This is a genomic window from Cobetia sp. (assembly GCF_983723665.1).
In genome coordinates this window covers 3,318-4,852 of record NZ_CFDJES010000173.1, presented here as the reverse complement: position 1 = coordinate 4,852, position 1,535 = coordinate 3,318, and the positions used below count along the sequence as shown (strand labels likewise).

The window sequence follows — 1,535 nt, the reverse complement described above, 5'->3', positions numbered from 1 at the left end:
CCGATATTGCCGGCACTGGAATGCGCGCAGGTATCGAGATTGACGGTCACGTAATTCGGTTTGTCGAAATTGCCGATCAGGCCCGCGAACTGCATGGCCCAGGTGGTCAGCTGTGACAGTGATTCCTGAGAGGCCTCAGCATCGGCGACCAGCTGATCCAGCTCGGCGATGACGTCCGCGCCGGCTTGCAGATAGCCGGGCGGTGGCAGTTCCGCTTGGTTGAGCGGCTGGCTGGACAGGTCGGCGATCAGGTCGAAATGGGTCGCGCTGCCAGCACCTTGCGGCACCAGCGCGGCAGCCAGATTGACGCCATCACTGGCAAGGCTGAACTGGCCGAGGTGACCGCTCAGCGCGAGCATGTCACGCGGGGCACTGTGCACAGGCAGCGACTCACTGGCGGCGAGATGCTGTTCATCCATCGTCACCAGCGCACTGTTGTCCTGCTCACTGATCAAGAGTGCCACCGGCAGCTGAGCGGTAGCCGGCAGGCGGGACAGCAGACTCGCCAGTGCTCGCACTCGTGCTTCGCTGCCGATGATCACGGTGCGTCCCTGACTGTGATAGCGGATGGGGGCGCTACCGGCATCCGTCGCCAACAGCGGCAGACTTGAGGCAGGCGAGCCACCCATGGCGGATGACAGGGCGCGTTGGCGTGCTTGTTGATTGAGGGCGCGCTGAGCGCTCTCGAGGCTTGAGCTGAGCATCCTCATCCTTATTCGGTCGTGGCGGACCTTGCATGCAAGCTGCCGTCAGGTGGCAGGCGGATGATGCAGGTCCCGGTCGTCGCTGATTCTCGCGGTCTCTCGCGGTCAGAGCCGGGTCGGCGATCGACAGTCGTTCAGTGGGGGATTCATGACAGGCCAACCATCTTTGCATGCTGTTGATGACATTGCCGTTTTCACGCCCGGCGAGAAGAGGGGCGCGGTCAGGTCGCGCAGGCACTCATCAGCGCAGGCGGTTGACGCCAGTCATCATCTTCAAGGGTTGGCATGTCATGCTGAATCTTGCATGTGCGTTGCAGTCAGTGCGCCTTGATGAGGCGCGTCAGGGTGACCCATGAGGCATCAGGATGACCTCGGTCAGACGTATCCGGCTTACTCGTGGGTCATAATGACGCATGTTGATTGTGCGGCGCGTCATCCTGACGCCCTGGCGCTGGAGGCGTCTGTGGGGCCAGCCCCGGCTCACGGCTTGTGGCGGACGCCGCCGACATCATCTGACGCGGGAGCTGGCTCGCGCGAGTCTTCTGCTCGTATCGCTTGCGGGTCAGGCGACTCGACTATCTCGTCGCTGGGCGTCGCGTGTGACTCGCCCACTGGCGCCTCACCGTCAGGCGCCTGCTCAGCGATCTGGTCGTCTGTCTCCTGCGCCGTATCCGCCGTGGGTGTCTCGCTTGCCTCATCAAGCTTTTCCAGGCCTTCTTCGACCTTGCGGGTCCAGCTGCGCAGCGTGTCGGCGACACCTTCGGCGAGCGGGCGCATCTGGGAGAAGTCCTGGTCGTAGTCATCCAGCCCATCGCGCACCGAGTGCTCGCC

2 pseudogenes are annotated in these 1,535 nt (G+C 63.5%); both read right to left on the bottom strand.

The features are described from left to right. Positions 1–704 (bottom strand): annotated as a pseudogene (locus tag AC4FAH_RS13195) (hypothetical protein); the annotation flags it as partial. A 480-nt stretch (positions 705–1,184) separates the two neighbouring features. Beyond that, positions 1,185–1,535, bottom strand: a pseudogene (locus tag AC4FAH_RS13190) (hypothetical protein); the annotation flags it as partial.